This is a genomic window from Sphingobium jiangsuense (assembly GCF_014196495.1).
Lineage (GTDB): Bacteria > Pseudomonadota > Alphaproteobacteria > Sphingomonadales > Sphingomonadaceae > Sphingobium > Sphingobium jiangsuense.
Window position 1 is genome coordinate 21964 of record NZ_JACIDT010000018.1, and the last position, 26378, is coordinate 48341.

Annotated in this window: 25 protein-coding genes; 3 read left to right on the plus strand and 22 right to left on the minus strand. The window is 64.7% G+C overall.

Annotated elements, in window-relative coordinates; genetic code table 11:
* Nucleotides 1-11: 11 nt before the first annotated feature.
* Both GGR43_RS18705 and pdhA read right to left on the minus strand, forming a co-directional pair.
* A complete protein-coding gene (locus GGR43_RS18705; RefSeq protein WP_011950423.1) occupies nucleotides 12-1382 on the minus strand; it encodes a pyruvate dehydrogenase complex E1 component subunit beta in 1371 nt (456 codons plus the stop codon).
* Nucleotides 1382-2464: a pyruvate dehydrogenase (acetyl-transferring) E1 component subunit alpha gene (gene pdhA / locus GGR43_RS18710; RefSeq protein ID WP_011950424.1), complete on the minus strand. Its 1083-nt coding sequence runs from the start codon at nucleotides 2462-2464 to the stop codon at nucleotides 1382-1384. Before pdhA ends, GGR43_RS18705 begins: the two co-directional genes overlap by 1 nt.
* Before the next feature lie 100 nt (nucleotides 2465-2564).
* On the opposite strand from pdhA, the gene GGR43_RS18715 reads away from it, so the two are divergent.
* Nucleotides 2565-3476, plus strand: a complete 912-nt coding sequence (locus tag GGR43_RS18715; RefSeq protein ID WP_011950425.1) for a LysR family transcriptional regulator — start codon at nucleotides 2565-2567, stop codon at nucleotides 3474-3476.
* A gap of 37 nt (nucleotides 3477-3513) precedes the next feature.
* On the opposite strand, the gene GGR43_RS18720 is transcribed toward GGR43_RS18715, so the two are convergent.
* From GGR43_RS18720 to GGR43_RS18745, 6 genes are read right to left on the minus strand one after another with little or no spacing between them, the layout of a single operon-like run.
* A complete protein-coding gene (locus GGR43_RS18720; RefSeq protein WP_232332932.1) occupies nucleotides 3514-4149 on the minus strand; it encodes a hypothetical protein in 636 nt (211 codons plus the stop codon).
* A 29-nt stretch (nucleotides 4150-4178) separates the two neighbouring features.
* Nucleotides 4179-4688 carry a DUF2726 domain-containing protein gene (locus GGR43_RS18725; RefSeq protein WP_011950427.1) on the minus strand — a complete coding sequence of 170 codons (510 nt, stop codon included), beginning with the start codon at nucleotides 4686-4688 and terminating at the stop codon, nucleotides 4179-4181.
* Between the two features lie 13 nt (nucleotides 4689-4701).
* A complete protein-coding gene (locus tag GGR43_RS18730; protein WP_011950428.1) occupies nucleotides 4702-4902 on the minus strand; it encodes a hypothetical protein in 201 nt (66 codons plus the stop codon).
* Between the two features lie 50 nt (nucleotides 4903-4952).
* Complete coding sequence (gene mobF / locus GGR43_RS18735; protein ID WP_011950429.1) at nucleotides 4953-7997, minus strand: MobF family relaxase; 3045 nt, start codon at nucleotides 7995-7997, stop codon at nucleotides 4953-4955.
* Nucleotides 7997-10303 carry a type IV secretion system DNA-binding domain-containing protein gene (locus tag GGR43_RS18740; protein ID WP_011950430.1) on the minus strand — a complete coding sequence of 769 codons (2307 nt, stop codon included), beginning with the start codon at nucleotides 10301-10303 and terminating at the stop codon, nucleotides 7997-7999. Before GGR43_RS18740 ends, mobF begins: the two co-directional genes overlap by 1 nt.
* Nucleotides 10293-10583, minus strand: a complete 291-nt coding sequence (locus GGR43_RS18745; protein ID WP_011950431.1) for a hypothetical protein — start codon at nucleotides 10581-10583, stop codon at nucleotides 10293-10295. Before GGR43_RS18745 ends, GGR43_RS18740 begins: the two co-directional genes overlap by 11 nt.
* A 481-nt stretch (nucleotides 10584-11064) precedes the next feature.
* Between GGR43_RS18745 and GGR43_RS18750 the strand changes: the two genes are divergently transcribed.
* Nucleotides 11065-11283, plus strand: coding sequence for a hypothetical protein (locus GGR43_RS18750; protein ID WP_026002696.1), 219 nt, complete (start codon nucleotides 11065-11067; stop codon nucleotides 11281-11283).
* A gap of 119 nt (nucleotides 11284-11402) precedes the next feature.
* Here GGR43_RS18750 and GGR43_RS18755 read toward each other — a convergent pair whose 3' ends face one another.
* The 7 genes from GGR43_RS18755 to GGR43_RS18790 all read right to left on the minus strand — a co-directional run bounded on the left by GGR43_RS18755 (nucleotide 11403) and on the right by GGR43_RS18790 (nucleotide 18564).
* Complete coding sequence (locus GGR43_RS18755) at nucleotides 11403-11627, minus strand: hypothetical protein (RefSeq protein ID WP_011950432.1); 225 nt, start codon at nucleotides 11625-11627, stop codon at nucleotides 11403-11405.
* Nucleotides 11628-11848: 221 nt separating this feature from the next.
* Nucleotides 11849-12022, minus strand: coding sequence for a hypothetical protein (locus tag GGR43_RS18760; protein ID WP_188073432.1), 174 nt, complete (start codon nucleotides 12020-12022; stop codon nucleotides 11849-11851).
* A 183-nt stretch (nucleotides 12023-12205) separates the two neighbouring features.
* On the minus strand, nucleotides 12206-12676 hold the full coding sequence (locus GGR43_RS18770; protein ID WP_188073434.1) for a hypothetical protein: 471 nt from the start codon (nucleotides 12674-12676) through the stop codon (nucleotides 12206-12208).
* A complete protein-coding gene (locus tag GGR43_RS18775; protein ID WP_188073435.1) occupies nucleotides 12669-14474 on the minus strand; it encodes a site-specific integrase in 1806 nt (601 codons plus the stop codon). Before GGR43_RS18775 ends, GGR43_RS18770 begins: the two co-directional genes overlap by 8 nt.
* Nucleotides 14471-16240 (minus strand): site-specific integrase, encoded by a 1770-nt coding sequence (locus tag GGR43_RS18780; RefSeq protein WP_188073436.1) that lies wholly within the window; start codon nucleotides 16238-16240, stop codon nucleotides 14471-14473. Before GGR43_RS18780 ends, GGR43_RS18775 begins: the two co-directional genes overlap by 4 nt.
* Nucleotides 16230-17381: a tyrosine-type recombinase/integrase gene (locus GGR43_RS18785; protein WP_188073437.1), complete on the minus strand. Its 1152-nt coding sequence runs from the start codon at nucleotides 17379-17381 to the stop codon at nucleotides 16230-16232. The genes GGR43_RS18780 and GGR43_RS18785 overlap by 11 nt, the downstream gene beginning before the upstream one ends.
* 367 nt (nucleotides 17382-17748) lie before the next feature.
* Entirely contained in the window at nucleotides 17749-18564 is an 816-nt protein-coding gene (locus tag GGR43_RS18790; protein ID WP_011950433.1) for a hypothetical protein, read from the minus strand.
* 584 nt (nucleotides 18565-19148) lie between these two features.
* Here GGR43_RS18790 and GGR43_RS18795 point away from each other — a divergent pair.
* Nucleotides 19149-19409, plus strand: coding sequence for a hypothetical protein (locus tag GGR43_RS18795; RefSeq protein WP_017184751.1), 261 nt, complete (start codon nucleotides 19149-19151; stop codon nucleotides 19407-19409).
* A gap of 6 nt (nucleotides 19410-19415) precedes the next feature.
* Here GGR43_RS18795 and GGR43_RS18800 read toward each other — a convergent pair whose 3' ends face one another.
* From GGR43_RS18800 to GGR43_RS18830, 7 genes are all read right to left on the minus strand, one after another.
* Nucleotides 19416-19982, minus strand: a complete 567-nt coding sequence (locus tag GGR43_RS18800) for a hypothetical protein (RefSeq protein ID WP_017184750.1) — start codon at nucleotides 19980-19982, stop codon at nucleotides 19416-19418.
* A gap of 186 nt (nucleotides 19983-20168) precedes the next feature.
* A complete protein-coding gene (locus GGR43_RS18805; RefSeq protein ID WP_011950436.1) occupies nucleotides 20169-21248 on the minus strand; it encodes a DUF2493 domain-containing protein in 1080 nt (359 codons plus the stop codon).
* Between the two features lie 901 nt (nucleotides 21249-22149).
* On the minus strand, nucleotides 22150-22752 hold the full coding sequence (locus tag GGR43_RS18810; RefSeq protein ID WP_011950437.1) for a hypothetical protein: 603 nt from the start codon (nucleotides 22750-22752) through the stop codon (nucleotides 22150-22152).
* 32 nt (nucleotides 22753-22784) lie between these two features.
* The gene (locus tag GGR43_RS18815; protein ID WP_011950438.1) at nucleotides 22785-23114 is read right to left on the minus strand and encodes a hypothetical protein; all 330 of its coding nucleotides are present in this window, start codon (nucleotides 23112-23114) and stop codon (nucleotides 22785-22787) included.
* A 58-nt stretch (nucleotides 23115-23172) separates the two neighbouring features.
* The gene (locus GGR43_RS18820; RefSeq protein WP_011950439.1) at nucleotides 23173-23502 is read right to left on the minus strand and encodes a single-stranded DNA-binding protein; all 330 of its coding nucleotides are present in this window, start codon (nucleotides 23500-23502) and stop codon (nucleotides 23173-23175) included.
* Between the two features lie 608 nt (nucleotides 23503-24110).
* Nucleotides 24111-24419, minus strand: a complete 309-nt coding sequence (locus GGR43_RS18825; RefSeq protein WP_011950440.1) for an alkylphosphonate utilization protein — start codon at nucleotides 24417-24419, stop codon at nucleotides 24111-24113.
* A gap of 15 nt (nucleotides 24420-24434) precedes the next feature.
* Nucleotides 24435-26255: a phosphoenolpyruvate carboxykinase (GTP) gene (locus GGR43_RS18830; protein WP_011950441.1), complete on the minus strand. Its 1821-nt coding sequence runs from the start codon at nucleotides 26253-26255 to the stop codon at nucleotides 24435-24437.
* Between the last annotated feature and the right edge of the window lie 123 nt (nucleotides 26256-26378).

Consider the following 26378-nt stretch of genomic DNA (forward strand, 5'->3'; position numbering starts at 1 on the left):
CTCCGCAGGCGTCAGCGATAACGGACGCGCTTGACCGCCGCGACCACGTCATCCGCCTTGATGAGCGCGGCCTTTTCCAGATTCGCGGCATACGGCAGCGGCACGTCCTTGTTGGTGACGCGGAGCACCGGGGCGTCGAGGTCGTCGAAGCCTTCCTGCATGGCGATGGCGATGATCTCCGAGGAGATGGAGCAGACCGGCCAGCCTTCCTCCACCACCACCATCCTGTTGGTCTTGGCGAGCGACTTCAGCACGGTTTCCTTATCGAGCGGGCGGAGCGTGCGCAGGTCGATCACCTCCGCGTCAACACCTTCATCTGCCAGCTTGTCGGCGGCTTCCAGCGCGACACCGACACCAATGGAGTAGCTCACCAGGGTCACGTCACGCCCCGCGCGGGCGATGCGGGCCTTGCCAATCGGCAGGACATGATCGTCCAGCTTCGGCACGTCGAAGCTCTGGCCGTAGAGCAACTCGTTTTCCAGGAACACGACCGGATCGGGCGAGCGGATCGCGGCCTTCAGCAGCCCCTTGGCGTCGGCGGCCGAGTAAGGCGCGATCACGATCAGGCCAGGAACGGCAGCATACCAGGGCCCGTAATTCTGGCTGTGCTGGGCGCCGACGCGGCTGGCGGCGCCGTTGGGGCCGCGGAACACCACCGGGCAGCGCATCTGGCCGCCGGACATATAGTTGGTCTTGGCCGCCGAGTTGATGATGTGGTCGATCGCCTGCATGGCGAAGTTGAAGGTCATAAACTCGACGATCGGCTTCAAGCCGCCCATCGCCGCGCCTGTGCCTATGCCGGCAAAACCATACTCGGTGATCGGGGTGTCGATGACGCGGCGATCGCCGAACTCTTCCAGCAGGCCCTGCGTCACCTTGTAGGCGCCCTGATATTGCGCCACTTCCTCGCCCATCACGAAGACGCGGTCGTCGGCGCGCATCTCCTCGGCCATGGCGTCGCGCAACGCCTCGCGCACCGTGGTCTTCACGATCTCGGTGCCGGCGGGAATATCGGGATCGGCAACCGCCGCGCGGGGCGCAGGCGCCGCAACCGGCTGCGGGGCCGGCTCCGCCGCCTTGGGCGCGGGTGCCTCGACCTTGGGAGCGGGGGCGGCGGCTTGGACCGTCACGGCGCTTTCACCCTCGCCAGCGATCAGCGCGATCACCGCGCCCACTTTCACGCCGTCGGTGCCTTCAGGAATGACGATCTTGGCGATGATGCCCTCGTCCACTGCCTCGAATTCCATCGTCGCCTTGTCGGTCTCGATCTCCGCGAGGATGTCGCCGGATTTCACCGCATCGCCTTCCTTGACGAGCCACTTTGCGAGCGTACCCTCCTCCATGGTGGGAGAAAGCGCCGGCATCTTCAGTTCAATCGCCATCAATATTGCCCCACCAGCACATCGGTATAGAGTTCGGCAAGCTCGGGCTCCGGGGCCTGCTCGGCGAAGTCGGCGGCTTCCTGAACGATCTGGCGGATCTCCTTCTCCAGCGCCTTCAACTCATCCTCGGTGACGCCGGCCGCCTCCAACTCCTGCTTGAGATGCTCGATGGCATCGGACTTGTCGCGGACCGCCTGCACTTCCTCGCGCGAGCGGTACTTGGCCGGATCGGACATGGAATGGCCCCGATAGCGGTAGGTCTTCAATTCCAGGAGGATCGGCCCCTTGCCGGACAGCACCCACTGCCGGGCTTCCTCAGCAGCGCCACGGACAGCGAGCACGTCCATGCCGTCCACCTGGATGCCGGGGATGCGGAAGCTCTCGCCGCGCCGATAGAGTTGGTCCTCGGCCGACGCGCGGTTGACGCTGGTTCCCATGGCGTACTGGTTGTTCTCGATCACGAAAATCACCGGCAGCTTCCACAGCTCCGCCATGTTGAAGCTTTCGTAGACCTGTCCCTGATTGGCCGCGCCGTCGCCGAAATAGGTGAGGCAGACGCCGCCATCATCCGCATATTTATGCTTGAAGGCTAGGCCCGTGCCCAGCCCCACCTGCGCGCCGACGATGCCGTGGCCGCCATAGAAGCCATGATCGACCGAGAACATGTGCATCGACCCGCCCTTGCCGCGTGAAATGCCCGCAGCGCGGCCGGTCAGCTCTGCCATGATGACCTTGGGATCGATCCCGTAGGCCAGCATGTGGCCGTGGTCGCGATAGCCGGTGATGACGCTGTCCTTGCCCACCCTCATAGCCGATTGCAGGCCGACGGCGACGGCCTCCTGCCCGATATAAAGATGGCAGAAGCCGCCGATCATGCCGAAGCCGTAAAGCTGGCCGGCCTTTTCCTCGAAACGGCGGATCAGCAGCATCTGGCGGTAGAGTTCCAGCATCTCCGCATTGGTCGCCTGATAGCGGACGGGCTCGGCCGGACGTTCGCGATTGGAGGCGGATCCAGATGAAACCGAAGCCCGCCTTGCCGGCCCGGCTCGGCTCTCTGCCTTCACATGCTGCTCTTTGGCCACGAACCCTTCCCTTCCCCTGCCTGCTGCGCTTTCGGGGTCTGGCCATGAGATAAATGTCACATCAGTTCAAATCATAGTTCATTCGATGTATGTATAACCAATGGTGATGAATCGGATCGCGCTCTACCATCTGGAAACCCTGCTTTGGATCAACCGCCTTGGCTCGTTCAGCGCGGCAGCGAATCGCCTCAACACCACGCAACCGGGCATTTCCGCGCGAATACGCGAACTTGAGAATCACCTGGGAATTCCGTTGTTCGCGCGACAAGGGCGTAACATGATCCTGTCTGTCCAGGGCCGTGAACTGGTGCGCCGATGCGAGCAGGTGTGGCCGTCGCTTCAACAGGCCCTGCTCAATCCGGTGGACCTCAGCAGCGTGGCCGGCATCGTCCGTATCGGATCGGGTGAAATTGCGGCCGCCAGTTGCCTGTCCGCTTTCGTGAATGCGATCCGTCAGGAGATGCCAGGGCTTTCACTGGAGATCGAAATCGACCTGACATCGAAACTGATCGATGGACTTCTAAGTGGCGCGGCCGATCTGGTTTTCGCGATCGGTCCCGTTGAAATGCCCGGCATCAAGACGCGGCGGATCGGCGAGGTCGAGTTGATATGGCTCGCGTCTCCCAGCCTCGCGAACATGCTGGAGCAGCGACTCGTGCCCCCAAAAGACCTGCTGTTCTGGTCATTGGCACGAAGCTCCCCCATGCATGCGATCATGCATGATGCCTTGGGTGGACTGGGATATCATGACGGGAAGATAAACACCTGCAACGACCTGCATTCTCTGATCGATATCATCGTGTCCAGCGGCGGCGTAAGCTTGTTTCCTCTCAACATGGTGGGAGAGAAGATATCTAGTGGCGAGATCGTTCGCGTTTTCGATCAGTCACCGCCTCCTATTCTGTTGCAGGCAGCGATCCGATCTGCTGAGAAGGACCCGATCATTCTTCATATCTTCGAAATTGCCCATGCGCTGAAAACCGAAGAGGTATCGGCGCCCGCCGCTCGATAGGACCGGGTCTTCGGCCGCGCTTCCGCATGATCGTTCGTTACAGGGGCGCTGGACCGCGCCAGTTGGGCCGTGTCGGCAATGTGCCGTTCGGACGCCTGTGCAGGTCGATGCCATTGCCCCGTTGTCTGGTGAACACCATCAGCGGCACGACGGCGTCATAGGTCGTTGACGAACCGAAAAAGTCCACCGGGCCGTGCCAACGCTGCCCTTCCGCCACTTTCATCCGATAGGTTCCAGGTGGAACCGCGATTATCGCCCGATCGTTCTTGCGGACATAGACCGAGATCACATGCCGCCCGCTTTGAGGGTCGAAGAGCTGAACGACGGCGTTCGCATCGGAGGTCGTGACTGCCATCCGCGATGTCGCCCCGGCCGGATCCAATGCGGGGTTGACCGTCACGCTGCCCGTTTCGGGGAAGGGTAATCCGGGTTCACTATCCGCCAGCCAGCCTTCCCGCTTCAGCGAATGCCACACCGGGATAGCGATGAGAAACAGGCTCAACGCGAGCGACATCCAGCGCAGCATCCCGCCGGCATTACCGCGCGATCCCCTCAACCGGCCGCGCTGATAATCGAAACCGCGGTTGACGGGATCGAACCAGGCGCCCTCGACGCGCCCGGCCCGATCGTTCCATCGGGTTCCCTTCGCGCGCGCGCGATAGCGCTCGCGCATATAGTCGCGATCTTTGAGCCCCATGCCGGTTATCCCTGATATGCGGCGCTCGCCGCACCGTCGCGAAGGTCACCCACGAAACCGAGCACCGTCTGTACCGTGGGGCTTGCACCAGCGGGGATCCGCAATGTGTGATAGCCGGCCCGGGCGGTCATCGCGTCACGCTCCCGATCCTTGCCGGGATCGTGCGAACGATCGTCGATCTCGATCAAGGCGACCACCCTTCCCGTCGTGGGATCCTCGACCACAAAGTCGATGATCTTTCGCTGGAAGCGATTCCAGTCCGCTGGGGTCGGCCGCCGGCCCGGCACCGATGGAACCTTGAGGAGGGCTCCCATCGAGACCTGGGCATGGAGGCGGTACATGGGCAGGATGTGCTCGAGCGCGGCCAGCATGGCTTGCTCGCGCTGCGTCATGAATGGCCGCGCCACTGGGTCGAGCGGTTTCTGTGGAGTGAAGCCTCGGGACATTTTCGACCAGCCAAGCGCGACGATGACGCCCACCAGCAGAAGCGAGGCGAGAAATTCAAATGTGCTCATTGTAGCCCTCCGTTCAGCCCCAGCCGTCCCGGCGACCTTCGCCATTGTCGCGCAGCTTACGGCCATCGAGGGCCGACCGGCGGATGTTGAGTTCGACCTCCTCACCCTTGCGGGTCAGCTGGACATCACGCGGATCGATGTTGTTGCGCTTCGCATAGTCTTCGGCTGCCCGTTCGCTCCCGAACTTGCCAGCCTCATCGAATTCCCAACCCATCGTTCGTCTCCTTCTCTTCGCCGCAGGCACCACGCCGGCGACTTCTCCATTCACAAGTCGAGCCCGAGGCTGCGCTCGGGCAGCGGTGGCAGCGGATCGCCGCGATCGGGTTTCAGATCGGGCGGCGCTTGTGGGGCCTTCGCGGCCGGCGCAGATGCCGCGCCATCGGGCAGAGGCGGCAGATCGCTTGGAACGGGAGCAAGATCGGACAGGTTGACGCCGTCGATCGGACCGGGATCGAACTTCTCGCGGGGTTGCGCGCCCGGCCCCTTCCTGCCGTCGATATCGAGGCGGCCGAGCGTCTCGAGCGAGGAGGTCTTGTTGCCGGGATTCATGTCGAGCTGCCGCGCGAGCTTCTCCTTGTCGTCCACGACCATTGTCAGCTCGTCGCGCACGCGCGTGACCCCGACGTTGAAGAGGCGCTGGTTCGAGAGGTTGCGCTCATGCGACGACATGACGGTGATCGCCTTGTCGGTGGTGATCCCCTGGGCCATGTGCATATTAAGGCTATAAGCAAGGTCGAGCCGAGATAGCATCGGGTCACCGAGGCTGAGCGTGAGGAGCACCTTGTCCGCAGTCTCAACCTTCACGCCATCGGCATCGACGCCCACAACGCGCGCAAGCGCGGCATTGTGCAGGCCGCGCTGCTTGTCGTTGGCCGTCCAGCGGATGCGGTCCCCTTCGCGCAGCTGAAGGTCCTTCTTTTCAGAAAGCTGCAGGCGATCGCGCTGCTCGGTCGGCGACAGCTTCTGGGGATCGAAGCGTATCCTGCGCCGACCGTCCGACAGTTCGACCTTCCCGTTGGCGTGGACCTTGAGGACGTCGTAGCGTCCCGCCTTGATCCCGACGTCCTGCGCGCCGCCGCGGCCGACCTCGAGCGTCTGGCCCTGACGGTAGGTCGAGGCATAGCGCAGCTCCTCGCGCGTGGTGTTGACCCGCTCAAAGACAGTGAGATGGATCGCCTGGCCCTTGACGCTCCCTTCCGCGATCAGGCCATCTTGGATGCGCTGGTTGATGACGGCGCGCGCGTCGCGGCCCGAAGCGAAGACAGCGGTCGCCTCCCGTTCGCCAGGGGAGAGCTCGAGCCACATGTCGGCCGCAGCGGCGGCCGGCTCCCCCGCCTCGACGACACGGTCCCCCAGCACTTTCAGCGCCGCGCCGGCCTTGCCGATATTGGCGAGCGCCGCGACGGTGCGCAGTTGGTCGGTGCGTTGGCGGATATTCTGATCCATCCGCGCCATCGTGCCGCCGCCCGCCTGGATCATGGCGAAGGCCTTGCCCGCGTCGATCGAAGAGAGCTGCTGCCGGTCACCGACCAGAACGAGCTTGTCGACGCCCAAGGCTGCTGTGATCTGGTGGAGCTTGAGCATTTCGTTCGACGACACCATCGAGGTTTCGTCGACGAGAAGCATGGTACCGGCGAGCTTCTCGCGCGCAGCCTCATATCCCAGCGTGTCACGCTCGGTCACGAACCGCTCGTTGGCGAGCACGAAGGAAGCGATCGTCTGGGCCTTGATGCCCGCCCCTTCGGCGAGGTCCGCGACCATCTTGTTCTGGAAGGCAAGTCCGGTGATCCGGGCGCCCTCCTCCTCGGCGACCCGCGCGACCGCCTGGAGCATGGTGGACTTGCCCGTGCCGGCGGCGCCCTGCACCGAGACGGTACGATCGGCGGATGACAGGATCATCGTCGCGGCGGCGAGCTGCCCAGGATTGAGCGGCCGTTCGGCGGCATCCTGCAATCGCTGCGGCGCATCGGCGGCCGCCACAATTGGCTCGGACTTCCCTTTCCCCTCCTCGACGGCGGCAAGAATCTTCTCTTCGGTCCGCAGCGCCTCCTGCGTGGTCACCATGCGGCCAGTCCGGTCCGCGGCTGTCGCGACGCCCGGGATGAGCTGACGGTTCTGCACGAGCCGGTCGATCCGCCTCTCGATCAGGTCGACGGTGACGCCCTTGAGACCGAGATCGAGCGCGGTCTTGCCGAGCAGATTGACGGGCCATGCGGCCTCACGTTCGGAGAGGATCCGGACGGCGGACGCGACCGCGAGCTGCGCGCGCGCTTCCGCTGGCGACTTGACCGCGCGGGCGAGCGCATTGTCCACTAAAGGGTCCTGGGGGCGGAGCAGCGCACCCAGCGTCTGGCGGGCACCAGTTACGGCATCGACAATGGCGCGGTAGCCGCGCTCGAGAGCATTTTCCGAAGACGCCATCCCGGCGCGCGCCTCGGCTGCTGCCCGCAGGTCCTTGCCGTCGAAGCCGTGGGCAGCGGCCTGGTCGATCCAGCCCTGCTTCAGCGCGGCGCGGTCCTCGACGTCGAGCTTGGGATCGCGCGAGCGTTTGGTGATTTCGCGCAGGCCCTCCGGCGACTTGATGCCGAGCCGCGTTGCGTGATCGAGGATCTCCTCGCGGCGCTGGCTGAATTCGCCGATGACCGCCTTGGGAACGCCGGCAATCTCAAAGGTGCCATGCTTGCCCTTGAGGTCCACCTGATAGCCGATCCGCTCGAGCCCGGCGCGCAGGAAAGCATGGTAGATCGAGCCGATGATGCTGTTGTGGCTCCAGAGTTTGTCGGCGTGGAGTGCCTGCCATTTGCCATCGGGCATGCGGGTGAGGTTGGCGATGACGGCGTGGATGTGGGCCTGCGGATCGAGCGCCCGGCTCGTGTCGTGCTGGAAGAGCGCGTAGACGAGATTGCCCGTCTGGACCGGGACCTTGCGCCCCTCGATGTCGCGACGCCCTTCCGCGAGGTTCTTCTCGACCCAGGCCATGGTCGCCTTGACCGCGGCCATATTGGCGTCAAGCACGCGCTTGTCGCCGGCGACATAGGCCATGACCGAAGCCGACTTCGGCATGGAGAAGGTGAGGTCGTAGCCGGCGCGCCGGTTCTCGACCTGGGCGACCGCTTCGCCGCTTGGGAGGATACCGTTCAGCACGCCCTCGAAGGCGTCCTTCGAGACTTCTCCGGACAGGCCGATCGCCTCGGCGCCCTCCCCTCCCCAGGCGCTGATCTCGGACGAGCCCTCGACCGTGTAATAGTCGTCCTTCGCGAAATAGTTCGCGGCACCGGAAGCGGAGCGGACGCCGGCGACCGAGAGCATCAGATGCCCATGTCCATGCCGTCATCCTCGCGGCCGGTGGAGAAGTCGTGGCGCAGCTCGATCAGGGTCTGGTCCTCGACCTGTGGGCTCGTCTCCCCGTGCCGGTGGCCATCACGACGATCGTCCCGGTCGCGCGCGGAAACCGGCTGTTCCTCGCCGCTGGCGCGCGCCGCCTGCGCCCTGTCCGCGCTATGCGTGCCAGGCGTCGCCTGTTCGTCCCGGTCGTCCGCCCGCTGCGCCGCGCGGCGGGCGGCATCGTCCTCCTCCTCGACCTCGGCCGACAGGATCCGTGCGGCGAGATCGCGGGCGAGATTGGTGATCTCGGCCACTTCCTCCACGACCTGCAACGAGCCGTCGCGCCCGCCCGCCTCCCCTGCCCCGTCTTCCTCGAACACCTCCTCTCCGCGCCTTGAGCGTACCGGCCCGACATCGGGCCGTTGGACGAAGCCCTGGGCGACCTGGGGATAGTCCTTCCACTCGAGCAGGATGCGCGCGGCGGGGAAGCCGTCGGGGAATTTCACGAAGCCGTGCATCGAGGGCAGGTTGGTGATGTCATCGGCGATGACGAGTGGTTCGACCTGCTTGCGCGGGGTCAGGGTCGAAGCGTCGCGGGTGTTATTGTAGCCGTAGCTATAGGCCTCATCCATCTGGCGAACCTCGCGGTTGCCGATGTAGCGCGCGCACTGCTCGGCCGTGTCGAGATCGGCCGTCGCGAGGATGAGCTTGGAGCGGGCGAGCGAGGCGAGATTGCGTGCCCCTTGCTCGCCATAGACTTCGACCAGCTTCTCGAAGCTGTGGATGCCCAGGATCATCGCGCCGCCAAACGCGCGCGCCGTCTGGAGACCATTCTCGATCGCCGGAAGGCGATGCAGTGCGCCAAGCTCGTCGAACATGAACCAGGTGCGCAAGCTGCGGGTGCGCGGCAGCGTCATCAGCCGGTTGATCGCGAGATCCATCCACAGCGTGAGCAGCGCCCGGTTCATCGGCAGATCGACATAGTTCGACGTCACGAACAGGATCGATCCGGGCTTCTTGTCCCGCGTGATCCAGTCGCGGATCGAGAAGGATTCGCCCTCGTCGGGAAGGAAGCGAAGGACCTGCGCATTGGTGTTGAAGACGGCGCGGATCGATTCCGCCATGCGGGCCGCTTCGGGGGCAGTGAGCGGGTCGGCGATGGTGTTGGCGAGGAAGCGGTGGACGCGCTTCAGGTCGGCCGTCATCAGGTTCTCGGACAGCGCCAGATTGCTGGTCTGCCCCCGCTCCATCAGGCGAATGCACATCTCGATGAAGAGGGTGCGCGCTGCGAGCGCCCAGAAGGGTTCGGACGAACCGCCATCCGAAGGGATTAGCGCCGCCGCGGCGGCCGTGAATTCGCTGTGGGTGCGGCAATCGTTGAAGATCGACCAGGCCGGGCAGCGCGCGTCCATGGGATTGAGGATCGTGTCGCGTGTGGGATCGTAGAAGGCTTCGACATAGGCGCCGGTGAGATCGAAGATGACGGCCGTGTCCTGGCGCTCGCGCATCTGGGTGACGAGGCTTCTGAGCTCGGTCGTCTTGCCTGATCCGGTGGTGCCGATGAGCATCGCATGGGATTGTTCGGTGCGGTGCGGAAAGGGGATGCCCGCGAGCGTGTAGGGATGATGGATGCCGGCTTCCTTGCGCGCTCGGAACGGGAGCGCGAGAACCTGCCGCGAGGACAGGCCGGGGAAGAGGTCGGCCGCCTCCTCTTCGAACTTCACCCGGTTATGCTCGTTGATCTCCACCAGAAGCACGCTGCGATCAACCAGCATGGCGCCGCGTTCATGCCGTTCCTGAAGGATCGAACGGCCGCGCCGATGCGAGATGTCGACGAACCAGATGGCGGCCGGAATGGTGATGAAGACCGAGATCAGGAAAGCGCCGATGAGGCCCCGCATCGCGACGGCCCAGGCTGTGATGACCTCGGGAATATAGGGCACCGCTTTCATCACGGTGCGCATGAGGTCGCCGTTCGGCAGCGTGACGTTGACGCGCTTGTTCGGATTGAGGTCGATCCAGTTCCAGAGGGTCGCATAGACCTTCATGCAGACGAGCTGGAAACCATGCTCGTCGAGCTTGAGCGACATGATGATGAACCAGGCGGCGAGAAAGGCGAAGAACCAGAGGATGAAGGGCAGCTTGGCGCCCGAGAACCACATCAGCATCTCATGGGTGAGTAGCTGGCTGCCGCGGGTGAAATTGCCGGCATTGCGCTGCACGCGGCCGCGCGCCGAATGATGGGTGAGCGGGACGGGACGCCCGTCCGTGCGGATGTCCTCACGCGCCATGATATTGCTCCAGACGTTTGTCGGTTTCCGCGATGATGCGGTCGCGATATTCGGGGAATTGTTCGCGGATGATGATGTCGAGCGCGAGATGCTGGAACTCGCTGATGCGGGCGATCCGACGGTGGCTTGAGGTCAAGAGCTGGCCGGATCCCAGGAAGGCATCGACGGCCGCGCGCAGCAGGTCGGACGGCGTGCATCCGCGCTCCGCGGCGAGCGCTACGAGGCGATCATATTTGCTCCGGTCGAGCCGGACCGAGCAATGCTTGTAGGGAATGGTCAAACCGAGCCTCCTAGCAGGGAGGCTGGTGGGGTCTCAGAAACCGATCCGACTTATAGCGCAATCGTGTCGGTGGAGCAAGAAAATCGCATGCGCGGCGCGGAGCGTGTTCTCGTGTAACACGCTGAAATGGCCGATTTTCGTGTGTTTTGTGGGCAGCGAAATCCTGTCCCACAGCCGCACACGCACCAAGACCGCCATAAGTCGCTGGAATTGTTCCAGAACCCAATGCACCGAGGTGCGTTCGGTGTGCTTCTCTGCACCAGGGCTGATCCACTCCCCGGGGCGTCTTGTGACGCGATCAAATGGCATGGGGAAGCGCCTCCGGCGGGACGCCAGGCCGTCCGGTGGACGGAAGGAAAGCCATGGTTGCGGCAGTTGACCAACCGCTTGGCGGGCGCGCATTCCGTGCTTCCGGCATGGCCGGTGAGCGCTTATAGTGGGCCTGTTCATAGCCCGATCAGCGTGAACCGAGAGGCCCTTCATGGCACGCACATTGGAACAGGAAAGAGCAGCGATAGAAGAGGAAGGCCGCAAGCTCGAGGAGCGACGGCAACGGCTGGAAGAGAAGGAACGCGAGGCCGCGATCCAGGCTCTTGAGAAGACCGGCCTGCTGAAGCTCGACGGCAAGCGATTGGGTGGGCTCGTTGCCCGTATCCGGTCGCTCGGCATCGACGAAGTGGAAAAGCGCCTCACGGCCTGAACAGCCCCCGCCGCGACCCTTGTCGCGGCACGGGCATGGGGGGTTCGATGCCCCCCATGCCCGTAACATCGCCACACAAAAAAAGGGAGAGGCGCGTGCGCGCCCCTCCCCGTCTTGCCTCAATATTCGTCGAGCAGTCCGCCCGGCACGCTGTGGACGATCCGGTCGATGATCGTCATCGGCAGCGCGCCGTAATCGCCCTCGTCGATGGTGATGTAGCCCGCCTCGTCGTCCGCCACGACGTGCTGGTCGAAGTAGCTGTGAAGCGCGCGGCGTTCGGCGTTCGCGATGGCTGCGAAGAAGGCGGCGTTGTCGGCGGCGGCGCTGGTCGAGATCATCTGCATGGATTCGCTCCTGTCTGTCTTGAATGACAGGAGCGGCGCGTCAGGCGGCCGAGGCCGGGTCAAGGACCCGCGAAGCGGGCCGCGAAGCGGCGGTGGGGGTCACGATTTTCTTCGGCGGCCACCACGCCGAAGGACGAGCGCCTCCCCTCGATCCGCCGAAGAAAATCGTGGGGCCCCGTCGATAGGTCAGATGTCAACTGTCCTATTAGGATCGGCGCCGGTCACCCCAGCGCCGCGATTTCGGCCAGCTGTGCGTCAAAATCGCGATCGATTTTCGCTTGCTGCGCGATGAGCGTTTCGAGCGTCTTCAGCGCATCTGCGCGTTCGGTGCGGGAGAGGATATCGTAGCTCAGCTCTGCCCGAAGTTCCTGGATTTGGTCGTAGATCGTAAGCATCGGTCACTCCTCTTCTTGAAGATGTATGACCGTGGTCAGCGCCAGGGCAGCCGGGTCGAGGACCGCGAAGCGGCCGCGCAAGCGGCGAGCGGAGGAACCGATTTGCGCAGCAAATTGGAGGGGCCGCTCGGCCTCGAGGCGGTTGTTCTGGTGCTGTAAACTGGGAAGGCCTGAGAGAGTATTTTATCCCTTTCGGGACAGGACCGCCGGTACGCGCAAGGTGGCAATTTCACTGGTCAGGGATGCGTTGCGCGCGGCGAGGTGCCGGGCCTGCTTTTCCGCATCGATAGCGCGTTTCAGCAACGCCGCATTCTGTGATGCCAGGTCGCGGATATTGCTTCGCAGTTCTGCGATCAGGCGGCGGTCTTGGTGGGCGTTTCGGGCGCGTGAGCGGGGCACAGCAGTATCCGGACGGCCGGCTTGCCCGGCCAGCTCGTCAACAAACGATCGATGATTGGTGTAGATGGTATTGCGGCTGACATTGGCTTCGCGGGCAAGCACCGAGACCGTCAGCCGGTAGGCCGTGTTGCGCAGGGATTTCCTGCGGGGTTTGCCCGCAACGAGGCGCCCCAGCGCAGCGCGAAGCCGCTGCTCAGTGAACTGGCGACGCTTCTGCTGCGGCGCGTGCCGCTCGTCATCGGTGGGCTCAGTCATGGCGTTCTCCCGTGCTATCGAGATCGTCGAGGATGCGGTCGCATTCTGTGACCCGCGCCTTCGCAAGGGCCCGACTTTCGTCATCAAGATCGCGGTGTGACAGCAACGCAAGGTTCCTCTCGCGGCGTCTAGCCCAGACTGGCCGGTGTTTTGGGGTGACGGCGAAGTTGGCGCATGTCGCGCACGCACTCTGCGTGCGCAGAACGGGATTGGGCCCCTTCTCGCCGCCCAGGCAAGCCGACGTTTCGCGCCGATAGACGCAATAGCCCCAGTCGCAAACGCCGAGCCGCATGTCGCTTTCACGCAGGATGAAGTCGACATATTCACGCAGGTCGCCGTCGCGCAGCCGTCCGCGGAACCGACTGTGTGATGCGATAGCGCGTGCGGCCTTGCCGCCCAGCCTCGTTGCCGTCAGCACGTCCTCCAGAGCGTCACGGGTCTCGGCGAGGACCTCGGCGTCAATGAGATCCGCGAGGTGGTAGTCGACGCCGACATAGGCGGCGTCGGTCATCACGCGCGTGACATGGCCGAAGTGCGCCGCCAACGCATGAAGACCGGTTCGATCGCGGCGCCCGACGAAGCGGGCGAAGGTCTTTCGCCCCTGATGCGTGGTCAGATGCCACCGGCGACCGTCGTGAGGCGGCAAGCCGATGAAGGTGGCGAACGCGGTGTTGAGATGGTGGTTCAGAACGGTCGATCGGCATATCCCGATCGCGTGAAGGCGATTGACGGGTCGGCGAAGCCAGAGATCGTCGCGGCCGGTTTCGCGGCGCAGCGGTTCCGAGAGCCGCTCAAGCACGGAGATGGCGCGCACCACGGGAGCCGGCGCGATCCAGCGGTGCACCTCGCCTAACGGGCTTGTCGCGGTCTTGTAAATCCGACCGCTCACATAATCGAAGGTCTCACTCCCTTCGGCCGCAGGAACCGTCTCGATGCATCCTGCTTGCAGCCCGAGTATCTCCGAGACGCGGGCGCCGACCAGATAAGCGATGACGACGAAGCACGCATCGTAAAGGCGGTCGATAAGGAAGTTCACCTTGACCGCACTGTTCGCCGATCCCGTGTGCCACGGCGCGTCCTCACCCTCCAGGATCGCGAAGCTGTGCTGGCCAAGGCGCCCGCTTGCGAGACGATCCTGCAGCGCGATGATATCGTCCGCAGGCGCCCCGATCAGCCGGATCGCGGCGTTGACGAGCGGCATCGCCACGTCGTCGGGCGTGGCGGGACCGATGTGCAGATTTTTTGGCCGATTCCGCAGCTCGCGGAGTTTCTCCGCGTCCACGATGGCCGCTGGCGGTGCGCCGGGCACCTTCTCCCGTTGCAGATACAAGAGGTAGAGCAGGTTGGCATAACCGTAGAGGGTCGAACGCGAGACGTTTGGTCGGCGTCGGCCCGGACGCCCGGCTGCGAACGTGACGAAGTTGTCGCCAGCGCGGCGATCGAGCCGGTCGAAGCGGTCATAGCCGTTGCTCGCCATCCAGTTGATGAGCACGCGCAGCCTGCGATATTCACCGACGAGCGTGCTCGTCCGATAGGGCCGCCGACCGGGTGGCGGGTGGACTACGAGGCTCCACAGGAAGGTCTTGGCACCGTCGCGCAGCGCCCGCCATCGTTCGTCCCCGAAGCTGCTTCCGTCATGGAGAGCGAAGGTCCAGTCGAGCATGAACTCGCTCAAGATCGCACCCGGCGTCGCGACGTCGAGATGCCATAAATCGTCCGTAAGCAGCGATCGCGACGACACGTGCACGGGCGTGCCGTCCGCGTGATCGCGTGCGGCGATGTTCGTCGCGGCGTTCATTCCATTTCCGCCAGCGGCGGAAGCAACGCCATCAAGCGGCAGGCCGCTTCATGCAAGTTTTCAGGGAAGCCGGGCAGGATGTCTTCGATGAGGATGCGATGGCTCGGTCCGTAGAGGAGTTTCCAGCGGTGCGCGTCGATCCGTTCGCGAGCCGCTTCAAGTGCGGATTTCAGCTGAAGTATGCGCGCCAGATGCTCGGCGTCGATTGGGATGACAAGGCCGGGACAGGCAAGGCAACCAAGGAAGGCGGGACAGAGCCGCCCGGGCGCTGCCGCAATACCGGCGAGCGGATCGGTGCATATATGACCGGCAGTGTGCGCGTCTGCGCCTGGCGCCATACCAGCGCACGCCCCAGCTCGATCATCCCGCCGCGCCTCGCCCGTCACCCATACGACCATCATTGCCTGCAACCTGGCGATGGTCTCGTCCTGGATGCGCTTCGCCTCGGGACCACGCACATAAAGATCGGTCGTATCGACGCGGGCATGGTTGAGAACGGCCTGAGCGGCGCGGATGTCGCCGCCGGAGGCGGCATAGTGCCGGGTGGCGACGCTTCCGCGGAACTGCTTGGGCGTGAAGTTCGGGAGCAGTGCCTGGGGGTTTGACGGATTCGCCGCATTCGACGCGGCGATATGGGCGTTAGTGCGGGCGATGAAGGCCCGGATGCCGTTGGTCAGTGTCTGGTGCGCGATCGGAGCGATCCCCCGCGCGCCATTGCCGCGGACGAGGAACAGGCGGTCACGATTTCCCTGGGATGCATGCGGTACGAGCGGAGCCGTCATCCTCAGCAGCTTCTCGATGAGATTCGGGGCGGCGTAGGGACGGCGCCGATCGAACGACCGGCGCTGCGTGCGGCGTATCGAGCCGCCAGCGCGCGGCTTCGTCCACTCGATCATGATCTGGCTCGGATCGAGCGGATGCGGGACCAGGCAGTCACGGGCCATATGCCGAAGGGCGTCGGGATTGGCTGCGGTCTGTATTGCGATGGCGACGAAGAACGGCACCAGCGTTGCGACGGTGAGATGCAGATAACCCGCCAGTTCCAGCGCGCCGCCCTGCGAGTGGATACGATTATGGAGAGCGGGCACGGCGCTATAGCGCGGCATCATACCGAACCCGAGACGGTGCAGCTCGTGGAGGAGCGCGCCGCGATCGGAGGCTGTCTCGGGCTGTGCGAGCAGCCGTTGTCCCTCTTCGAAGCTCGTCCATGCCGCATCGATCTCGCGGTAGCAGGCGGTCAAGATGGCCTTGAGTTGCGCTTGCGGGAGCCGGATTTGCGGCTCCGCGGCATGGCGTCCAGGGAACGGATTGTGGGGGAAGTCGATCGGCGGGATATGCTCGGTCGCGACGAGCCAACCCAGGAGCAGCTTGACGGGCAGATACCGCTTGTATCGCGTAGCGAGCGACCACGGTGCGCCGCTGGTGGTGCGCTGTATATCGAGCCATGCGATATAGCGGCCCACGAGGCCGGTGCCGAGATCGCCCACGCTCACTGATCGTCCCGACGACGCAAGGCAGCGCGCAAATGTCCGCAGCGCTTTCCAGCATGTGTCGCGCGAGGCGGTTGCCGCCGAGGCGTAATGCCCGCGGAAGGCATTCGCAAAGTGATCTATCAAGGCATGCGGCACCCCGGAAGCCGTCATGTCAAACTGCTGTTCGACCTCGCCCCATCGGTCCCGGAAGACGACCATCGCCCCGGATTCCAAAGCGGAGTCCGGAGCGGCCGCCGCTGCTAGGCGGCGGTCGATGCGGGGCCTAGCCGCCATCGATCGCCTCCCCATAGAGATAGGCCAGGCTTTCGGCGATTTCCCGGTCGTGCAGCTCGACACAGCGCAGGTAAATAGATGTCGTCTGGATCGAGCTATGCCCCATCAGAACCTGCAGCACCTTCAACGGGTTGATGGCGGGATTAACCGCCGCCTGCGCTTGCAGCCGCACCAGCATCGTCATCGCGAAGGTATGGCGCAGCCAGTGCAGCGATCCCTTGATTGCTGCGGCGTCAAAGGCTGCGGCGAGGACCGCGGTGAGCCGGGCGCGCGTGACGGGATTGCCGTAGTGATTGAGAAAGAGATTGGCGGGAGGTTGGTAGGGTGAGCGTCTGCGTGTCCGCATTCGGACGAGCGCGGCGCGGTCCTCGCCGATATACCAATGCGTCCGATCGATCAGCCGGATCGGCGGATAGACAGCGCGCGGCCGCGCCCCCTTCGTGGCGGTGAGGGAGATGCCGATGAGCGGAACGCTCTCGGCGTCGATCGCGCAAACATCGGGCACCTGCTCCACCGCCAGCGCGCATAGTTCCATGCGGCGCATGCCGGTGGCGAGCGCCCATTCGGCCATCAACCGGTATGGCATGTCGAGATGGGAGAACAGATGCTTCAGCTCGTCGATGCGCAGCGGTCGGGGCAAGGTTTCGAACTCGGCAACCGTCAGCGCATTGGCGCGGACGGTCGCGCGCTGCCCCAGATGGGCCAGGAAGCCTTGCCTTCGCCGCTTCGTTATTGCCAGATCAGCGTACAGAACGGGGCGTTCGTCGATCCAGCCATGAGCATGCGCCCATTCATAGAAGCGGCATATGGTGCGGACGCGATCATTGATCGTCGAGCGCGCGTAGGGCCTGCGCGTGTAGGCACTCGGTTGCTCGAGCATCCGATTGCGGTAGGCGGCGATGGTTTCCGTCCGCACCTCGCGCCAGGAGATGCCCGACTGCTCCAGACTGTCGAACCAGTCGTAGAGGTGCTCGGCGTAGGTCCGCAGCGTTTCGCGACTATGGGTACGGCCGTAGAGCGTCGCGATCTCGTGGAGATAATCGAATGCCGGTTCGATGATCTCCATGCCGGTGGTCAACAATATCGGGAAGTGCGCCGGGATACCGGTGTGCCCATCGGCCGCGCGGATGATGGTGACCATGTTCTTCCTCCCTCGACCGGGCGCGACCTTCGGTCGCGATTGACCGCAACACGAGCTCCGCCCGAAGGGAACAGGCCGACCACCGCCTGCTCTATGGGGTAGCGCGGCGGTCGGCCTGCTCCCTCCTCACCGTAGGTTACAATCAGGACAGTCTTGAGAAACGTGACCTAACCGCCGTCCTTGAGGCGGCCTCGGACGTCTGACAGAATGGGAAGACTGTGAGAGATGTTCCCTCTCGTCGGGAGACCTCGGCCGAGGCGTAGCGACGTGCGGACCGAAGGGTCCGCATGGCACGCGAGCGAGCCGGGGCATCGAGCCATCTCGTCGAAAGAACGGGACCGAGCGCGTGGCCCGGTCCCGGCTGCCGTCAGGGGTGACGGCCGCAATGGCAATAGTGTTCGTCGATGCCGGTCAGGGAGCATAGGCCGGGTCCGAAGTCGGCATATCGCTCGTCCTCGCCCGCGATGTAGCCGTGGTCATTGGCGATCTTGACGGCGTAGCGGCGCAGGTCCGGATCAAGCTTGTTGATGGCGCGTGCACAGGCCGTGGAGAACTGGCGGGCGTAGAGTTCGTACGTCGCGCCGGCGGTGGCCCGCATCTCCGCTTCGGCGAGCCGTTCCGCGTCGGCACGCAACTGTTCGAGGGTCAGAAACTGCGGCGTCTCCTTGATGCACGAACCCCCGGATAGAGCGATAGGCTGGTTCTGGATCACCACGCGATAGGCCGGGCTATCGTCCGAGAGTGCTCGAAGGATCGCGTAGCCGTTCGATCGGGCGACCTGGCGTGCGATGCGGCAAGTTAGGCGGTAGAGCCGGTCATGCTCGGCCCTGAAGAAATCCCGTTCGGTGGAGGTTTGGGCAACGCTGACTAAGCGCCCGCAGGTCTGGGTAAGTGCGAGATATCTTTCGAGCAGGCGAATGAGCCGGAAGCCAGTCGCTTGCGCTGGCCAGTAGCCCGGCTCGTGCGGTTGGACAATATGGGCGGTATCCGGCCGGACGTCGTCGATGTCGTCATCCGGATTGTCCGGCACATGGTCGTCGGGGATCCGATAGACGGTTCCGCAGTGCGAGCAGCGCGCGCGTTCGTCGACATGATCATATTGCTCGGCGTCGAAGAGGGTCGTGCAGTTTGGACAGAATGGGGTGCTGAACAGCGTGCGCAGGGAGTGGTGAAGATTGTCCATCGAAGCCTCCGTTGATGATGGTGCGCTCCCCATCTCGCATCGATGAGGATGGGCTCATCTGGACGCGGTGTTGAGGCGGTCAGGGACGGCATGGCCGCCGCGTGAGCGGGCAGCGGGGGGAGCCGATTTTGTCGCCGGGAAGCGCAGCGCGCCGGCCGGCAAAATTGGGGGGACCGCTGATCCTTGACGGCCGATCGACACCCAGCGTCATGCTTTGGCGATGAAGCCTCGTCTGATGCCGAGATGTGAGAGAGCTTGGGTCCCGTCTCCCATCTTAGGCACGTGTCCGTGCCTGCCGGCAAGGCACTGTGGCTCGCTGTTCAGACGACCCACCTTGGTGTCTTCCCATGTCTGTGATAGGTGGCTGTTTGCGCCGCGAAGGCCGTGGCGCCGGGACTGGTAATCCCGTCGAGAAAGGCAGCTCGGTGTGATCTCACGCCGGGGTGCCTGCGCATATGTCCAGGTGCCTTGGTGCTAAAAGCGTAGGCGCATGTCTCGACGTGTTACCAGCCCCGGCTCCCGCGCCTCGTGCGCGGGAGTTTTGAGCAAGGGTTCGACCTTTGCGCATTGCGGGGAGCCTGGGGATGACCAATTCGGGACGAGAGATTGTTCCCCGCCGCGCGAAAGCCGCACCGCGCACGCCGGAATCAATCGACATATATGATCCGCAGGGAATCGATTCAAACGTCCGCCGGGCCCTCGCAGTCGTGCTGATGCGTGAGGCGATGGCGGCGCTCGAGCAAGCTGGCGAGCAGATGGCGACCTGTCATTTACAGGCGGCGATCGACAGCCTCATGCGTCGAAGGACCGACAGGATCCCGCCGGAGAAGAATTGCCGGGACTAACGCATGTCAGGCCCATGCGAAGCGGGCAGCCTCGCGCTCCTGCGCGCTCGCGACGAGACGCTCTAGTCGGGGCAGGTAATGACCGACACCGCGCAGCGCCGCGCGGCTCGGCGTGGCCGGATCGGACAGCCGGGCGCGTAGGAGATCGATGGGGATGTCACCGACGCTGTCAGGCTCGATCGCGAGCGCTTCGAGCAGCGCGTAGGCATTGCCGTAGGCGAGATCGAGTTCGACGCCCTGATCGGACGTGAGGGCGACGCGCAGGATGATCTCGGCGCTGCTCGGGCAGTGATGGATCGCGATGCGCTTGCCTCTGAACTGGGCCTCCTCGACGACTGCGATGACAGTGGCCTCGTGGTCGAAAATGCCCGTGATCGCGGCGAGCGCGAGTGGACAGACGCGCGCCTCGAAGCTGTCGCCAAGATATTCGTCGGGTTCGAGCAGCGCGATGCCGATACGATCTCCTTCGGAACGGAGGAACCGGCGGAAAGCCGCAAGCTTGCGGGCTGTGATGATGGCGCTGGGCGAGGCTGTATCGTCGGCCGGCTCGGTGATGCGGAACAGGATGGACACGGGCTTGGTCTCCTCGGCTGAAAGCGCCTCGCCTCTCCCCTCTTTCCTTGGCCCTTTCGGGTATTGTCCGTGCGGCGCGCGCCAGCGCCCGGCGGTGCGCGGGGGTTCGATGCCCCCGCGCACCGCATCCTCGCAGCGAAAAAGCAGGAGAGGCCCCGGCGATTGCCGGAGCCTCTCCCGGACGCGTCACCGACGACGGCGACCACCGCCGTTCACCATGGCGGCGTAATAGTCGTCCTGGGTCCAGGGATCGAATTCGTCCCGCGACTTTGCGGTTCTGCCGGTGGGCTGGGCGGGCTGCGGCTTGGCTGACGGTTCGAGCTTCACGATGTGGAGGGGAACGCCTGCCTGCCGCAGCTTCTGGGCGAGGTTCATCTGGATGCCGGAGCCTTCGCAGACGACAGCTTCGACCGGCTTGAGGGCGAGCAGCCGATCGTTGCGGACGAAGGCGGCCTTGGCCCCCAGCCGGCGGTCGAGGCGGAACATGATGACCTTCACGCCGCGTGCTGCTGCCCATGCCTGCGCGATGGCATCGCAGCCCTTGGTCTGTGCTGTCGTGGCGAGGATCATCTCCGGGATGCGGGCCAGGATCGAGTCCAGACCCTTCCAGAGCATGTCATGATCCTCCCAGACCTGACCGCCCGAGAAGGCAACGACCGGACCTTCCGGAGCGAACTGCTCACGGCGTTCCCGCATCCGGGCGGCGAGATAGTCTCGGGCGTCGATCATCGAGGCGGTGACGCCCTTCGAGACCCGGCTGCCGCGCGTCGGCGAATAGGGCCGTCCGGTCTCGACCCGGTAGACGTCGGCGGCGTGGTCGCGCATGCATTCCATGGCATCCCGGCACCCCTGCAGCGTCTGGCAGAGCAGCTGCGCCTCCTCGATCTGCGATGCGTAGATTTCGCTGGGATCGAAGCTGCGCGCGAGTTCGCCAAGCTCCTTGGCCGCATCGTCCTCGCGGTCGCTGATGCGCTTCGCCACCACATGGAAGCTGTTGACGAAGCCCCAGGCGAGATCGCTCGCGAAGGGTTCGAGGCGGGTGTCGCGGAACACATCGAAGAGCGTCGCCATCACCATTTCGACGGCGGCTCGGCTCTGTTCCGGATCGGGCATTTCCAGTTGCTCGCTCTCGTCGACAGGCGAAAGCTTGGCGCGCTCGTCATGCTCGATGAAGGCGGCTTCGTAGAGCGGGCTACGCTGGTCGGTTCCCGTCTCGCTGGCGATGAAGCTGGCGAAATCGGCGAAGTTCGAGAAGGACTTGGACATGTTGGCCTCCGTGGCTTTTGGATGTCTCATCCACGCGATGAGGCCTTGTTCAGGACATGCGGCGGTCAGGGAGGTCGGGGACGTTAACCGGGAAGCCGGCCGCGGCCGGACCCCGGTTGACGCCGCACCAGCGGGGAGCGGGGGAACCGATTTTTTTCGGGTGGGCGCGGCAGCGGCCGCACGAAAAAATTGGGGGGACCGCTCATCCTCGACGGACTGCCAACCCCGCATGCCAAACTAGGCAGACACAAGAGAGGAATAGGGATTTCAAACCTCACCGGGGGAATCCCGCAAGCGGGTTCGTCACCCGAATGGGCGGAGACGGGCCGAAGGCCTGGCTCCGTGAGCTTGGCCGGGGCACGTGCGGTACGCGCGGGCGGCGGCTTAGCGAATAGAGCCCCGGTCCCGCCCGGCGCGAAGCGTTGGGCGGGATGCGCCGAAACCCTCTTCTCTTCTTCTTGTCCGGGCAAAACCTCGCCGGCCCGCCCGGCACTGGATGGTCACCGCAAACCTCCCCGGTGCCTGACGTCCTGGGGCGTCACGGTATCGATCACCTGGATTGAGGAGCTGGCTGCGAGGCAGTTCGATCGCCGGCTGACACGCTCGCGCCCGCATGTCCGAACGGGGCTGAGCGATAGGGCCCGGGCGCAGTGAACGCGGCTCGCGGCAGGGCGATGAACCTCACGCGGCACAAGGCGCGGCACAACCTGCGGCACGCATGAGAGCCGGGTCACGACAGGAGCCGCCGGCGTCCGGATTTCACCGGGAGGTGGGCACGGCAAGTGGAAAACGCCACCAGCGGTGGTGGCGCCCGGCTGTGCGCTCGCGCGGGCAGATGATAGTCAGGCTCGAGCGAAAGGCAGGGCGAAGCCAACGACACTCGCCGGCTTCGCCGCACGGATCAGATAGGCCTGATCCAGTCGGCCGCCGGCTGCCAGCCGATGATGTCGCTGCCGCTATCGCTGACCGCATCGGCCGAGATGTCGCGCCAGGGCGACCGCGGCCGATAGGTCGGCATATGCCGGGCGGTGAGCAGTTCGAAGGTCGAACAGGTGTAGCCGCTCAACCTGATCGCGAGCACGGGCTGGTTCTCCGGCGGTAGGCCCGTGAAGACTGAGATGAAGCCCGCGGGAACCGGATGCAGTGTCGCATCGATCATCGTGCGCGCGAGCCGGGTCTCGAGTTCACCGGCTTCGCTGCCCCAGGGATGGGCATCGATGTCGATCTGGTCGGCGGCGCCGGCCGCGGGGAGGTAGGAGAATTCGCCGGACCAGCACCGGCTCTGGGGATGGAGCGCAGCGACGTCGGCCGCGAGACCGGCATCGCCGGTCTCGGAGCGGAGCCAGTCGGCCATGCCCGGCGTGAGCTTGCCCGAAAGCTTGCGCGCGGCGGTCGGCGCCGCGTCGAGTTCGGGAAATTCGACCAGCCACCAGGCGAGCCGATGGTGAAGGACGATGCCGTAGCAATGGGCGGCGGCGGTGTTCGAAGGGGCAGGTTTGATCATGACGGTACTCCGTTCGAAAGGCGTGTGACGGGTCAGTGGACCGACCCGTCGTGCGCGAAGATGGAATGGGGAATGGTCAGCTGATGCTCGCTGGCGATCAGCGACCAGGCTGCGGCGAGATCTTCGTAATATTCGCAATCGACGATCGCATCGGCGCTCGCCTCGCCGAACTGCACTTCCTCGAAGTCGCGGACATGCGCGGCGTCGGTCGCCTCGGTGATCGCCTGGCCGAGGTGCGCGGCGATCTCGTGGCGGTTAAGGCTGTCTGCCGCGCGGCGGATGCGCTCGACCATGTTGGGGTTGGTGATCTCGACGCCCTGGGCGATTCCGGCGATGTCGTCGAAGCTGGTGAGAGTGAACATCTTGCTCTCCATCTGAAGGAAGGTGGAGGGCGGCCGCGAGCGACCGCCCGGGAGACGGTCAGAGGAACTCGATTTCCTCGGCGACGATGTCGGTGTTGTAGTAGGTGCGCCCGTCGCGCTCGTTGCGGCTGTAGCGGATCTCGCCGACCACCAGGAGCTTGTCGCCCTTCTTCTTGTTGTTGGCGACCGACTTGCCGAGGCCGTTGAAGGCCTTGACCTGATGGAACTCGTCGTAGGTTTCGGTGTAGCCGTTGTCGTCCTTCTGGACCTGGCCGTCCTTGATCACCGGCTTCGAGGTGACGAGGCTGAAGCTGACGCCGCCCTTGCTGTCCGTGCCGAAGCGGGTGATGTCCGAGGTGATGCGGCCCGAGAGAAAAACCTTGTTCATGGCCTGATGCCTTTCGCGTTTCACGCCAGCGGGCCGATCCCGCTGGGATGAACAATCGCGAAGGCCCGTGATCGAGGGGGCACCGCACCTGCGCTTCAGCGCGGGGAAACCCCCATTTTTCGAGTGGTGCGGGCAGAGGCCGTCAGGCCTCAACACGGTCGGAAAATGGCGGGTTGCGGGGATCCCGCACGGGCGTAGCGTTCATCCAGACAAGCGGATGGCCCCGCGGTGATATCGGCAAGGCGCGCGGCATGGACGGTCTTCACACGGACCCGCCACGGCGAGACACGCCGGCAGCACGACTGCAGCGCGCGTCAGACATTCATCGGTGCCCAAATGGTCGGGGACGGCCTGCGTCGCAGCTTGACATCGGCGCGCCTTCCACGGCGGCGTTACGCCGTCAGGTCATGCCGGGCGGCGCTCGGCTAGCGCCAGACACGAGAAGGGCGCGGCGCCAAGTGGTCGGGCATGATCACCGGCCGCGTGGACGGCGATGGGCGCAGGTTCTGACGCCGTCCACGCAACTCGGTCAGGCTCCATGACCATCGGGCCGCGGGGCACCGGCCTGCTTCGTCCTTGGAGCGGTCGGCGAAGCCTCGCCAGCCATGTCAGTGCTTGCGGACGAATTCCGCGCGCAGGACCAAGCCCTTGATGCCTTCGTAGCGGCAGTCGATTTCCTGAGCGTCGCCGGTCAGCCTTATCGCCTTGATCACGGTACCCTTGCGCAGGGTCTGCCCCGCCCCCTTCACTTTGAGGTCCTTGATCGTGATGATGCTGTCGCCATCGGCGAGGACGTTGCCAACGGCATCGCGGACCTCGATCGTCTCGGCGGTCCGGGCATTCACGGCTGCCTCGGCAGCGGTGATCCAGTCGCCAGAGGCTTCGTCATAGACATAGTCGTCGTTTGCGTCGGTCACGATCGATGGCGCCCTTCACGCCAGACGGGCTTCGAGCGCGCCGAGTTCGGCGGTCAAGGCGGCGGGCAGGCGGTCGCCGAAGCGCGCATAGTCACGGCGGATGCGCTCGGCCTCGGCGCGCCATTCATCGTCATCGACGGCGAGCAAGGCGGTGACCGCGTCATCCGACAGATCGAGCCCCTGCAGATCGAGGTCGTGCCTATTGGGAAGGCGGCCGATGGCCTTGTCTTCCGCCTCGACGCACCCGTCGAGCCGGTCCGCGATCCATTTGAGGACGCGGGCGTTGTCGCCGAAGCCGGGCCAGAGAAAGCGGCCATGGGCATCCTTGCGGAACCAGTTGACGTAGAAGATGCGTGGCAGCTTGGCTGGATCCGCTGCTTCTGCTCCCAGCTTGAGCCAATGCGCGAAGTAGTCGCCCATATTGTAGCCGCAGAAGGGCAGCATCGCGAAGGGGTCGCGGCGGACATCCCCGATCTTGGTCTCGGCCGCAGCCGTACCTTCGGAGGCGACATTCGAGGCCAGGAACACACCGTGCTGCCAGTCGAAGGCCTCGGTGACGAGCGGAGCGGTCGTCGCGCGCCGGCCGCCGAACAGGATCGCCGAGATCGGGACGCCCTTGGGATCCTCCCATTCGGGTGCGATGGCCGGGCACTGGCCGGCGGGACAGGCGAAGCGCGCGTTGGGATGGGCGGCCGGCGTCCCGAGATCGGGAGACCAGGCCTGGCCGCGCCAGTCCGTAAGCCCGTCGGGCGGCTCCTTCGTCAGGCCCTCCCACCAGACATCACCGTCGGCGGTGAGCGCGGTGTTGGTGAAGATCGTGTTGGCGTTGAGGCTGGCCAGGGCATTGGCGTTGGTCGTTGCGCTCGTCCCGGGTGCGACGCCGAAGAATCCGGCCTCGGGATTGATGGCATAGAGCCGGCCATCGTCGCCAAAGCGCATCCAGGCGATGTCGTCGCCGATCGTTTCGGCCTTCCAGCCTGGAATGGTTGGCTGCAGCATGGCGAGGTTGGTCTTGCCGCAGGCCGAGGGAAAAGCGGCGGCGACATAATGCACGCCGCCTTCGGGCGAGGTCAGCTTGAGGATCAGCATATGCTCAGCAAGCCAGCCGTCGTCGCGGGCCATGACCGAGGCGATGCGCAGCGCATAGCATTTCTTGCCTAGCAGGGCGTTGCCGCCATAGCCCGATCCATAGGACCAGATCTCGCGCGTTTCAGGGAAATGGACGATATATTTGGTCTCGTTGCAGGGCCAGGCGACGTCGGCCTGGCCGGGCGCCAGCGGAGCGCCGACCGAGTGGACCGCGGGAACGAATTCGCCGTCATCGCCCAGGGCTGCCAGCGCCGGTGCGCCCATCCTCGTCATCACGCGCATCGAGAGCACCACATAGGTACTGTCGGTGATCTCCACGCCGAGCGCGCTGATGGGCGAGCCGATCGGCCCCATGGAGAAGGGCACGACATACATGGTGCGTCCGCGCATGCAGCCGTCGAATAGGCCGTGGAGCGTATCGCGCATCTCATGCGGTGCGCGCCAATTGTTGGTAGGGCCGGCGTCGGCCTCGTCCTCGGCGCAGATGAAGGTGCGGCTTTCGACGCGCGCGACGTCGCGTGGATCGGATGCGGCCCAGAAGGAGTTGGGACGCTTCGCGGGATCGAGGCGGCGCAGGGTTCCGGCGGCGACGAGCTGCGCGGTAAGCGCGTCCCACTCGGCCTCGGAGCCATCGCACCAGTGGACCCGGTCCGGTTTGGTAAGGGCGGCGATCTCGTCCACCCAGGCGGCGAGGCGACGATGGCGAGTCGGGGCGGCCAGCGTTTCAGCGATAAGGGCGTCCGACATCGAAACTCTCCGAATACCTGGGCGTCGCGTCGAGCGCGCGCGGTTAAAAAGGTGGTTTGGGTGCCTGAGCGTTAGCAGTTTGATGGCGCTGAAAGCAAGTTTAGGATAGCATGATAGATACTC